The organism is Cupriavidus sp. 01L43, assembly GCF_056399925.1.
In genome coordinates, this window is record NZ_JBFTSH010000061.1 from 1 (window position 1) to 411 (window position 411).

A 411-nucleotide genomic window follows, 5' to 3' on the forward strand; every position below is an offset into this window, starting at 1 on the left:
GAGTTTATGGTGACCAAACCAAAACTTTACATGAAAGGAGAAAAAGCAACTTTTTTGTTATAAAAACTTTGTATACAACTTAGTTGTTTTTACAGTGATTTAATATATGGAAAAGTATACTGAGAAAAAACGGAGAAATCAAGTATTTCAGAAATTTATTGAACGGCATGTCAAAGAAGGACAAATGGATTTGATAAGGGAGTGCAATACATTCTTGAGTTTTGTGGCAGATAAAACATTAGAGAAACAGAAATTGCATAAATCTAATTTATGTAAAAATCGATTTTGTCCTGTATGTGCATGGCGAAAAGCGAGAAAAGATGCGTTAGGTTTATCATTGATGATGCAATATATTAAGCAAAAAGAAGATAAACAATTCATCTTTTTAACACTTACCACGCCAAATGTTAC

1 protein-coding gene is annotated in these 411 nt (G+C 30.4%); it reads left to right on the plus strand.

Annotation, left to right across the window (positions count from 1 at the left end; translation table 11 throughout):
- Nucleotides 1-106: 106 nt before the first annotated feature.
- Nucleotides 107-411, plus strand: a 305-nt coding sequence (locus tag AC1DP9_RS27780; RefSeq protein WP_441932350.1) for a protein rep, incomplete at its 3' end; no start/stop codon positions are given.